We start from the raw sequence: 413 nt of genomic DNA on the forward strand, positions 1-413 counted from the left end.
GCCACCGCCGTCATCGCCTCCCTGCCCGCCACCGTCATCCTCGTCCTCGCCCAGCGCTACGTCGCCGCCGGCGTCACCGCCGGCGCCGTCAAGGACTGAATCCCCCCATCGCTTCCTGGTCCCCACCGTCCGCGCGCCGGCCGGCCCCCTGCCCGAGAATCGAGTGAGGCTTCATGACCGTCGACCGATCCGGCCCGGCCTTCTCCGTCCACGACATCCCCTTCAGCAGCCACGGATCCTGGTTCGGCATCTCGCCCGTGGTCGCGGAAAAGACGTATGCCGAGGACCTGCACCTCGTCTCGCACCAGAACGGTATGCACGCCGTCCTGCGCCTCGTCCCCCTCGACGCGGCGACGGGCGAGCGGACCGAGACCCGCGTCGAGGCGACACCGGGCCTGCTCAGCTGGACCGGT

Annotated in this window: 1 pseudogene; it reads left to right on the forward strand. The window is 71.2% G+C overall.

Features of this window, described 5'->3' with window-relative positions:
• Positions 1–173 precede the first annotated feature (173 nt).
• Positions 174–413: pseudogene (locus tag ADL01_RS23390) on the forward strand (glycogen debranching protein); the annotation flags it as partial.

Origin of the sequence: Streptomyces sp. NRRL WC-3618, from assembly GCF_001280005.1 — a bacterium.
In the GTDB taxonomy this organism is placed as follows: Bacteria; Actinomycetota; Actinomycetes; order Streptomycetales; family Streptomycetaceae; genus Streptomyces.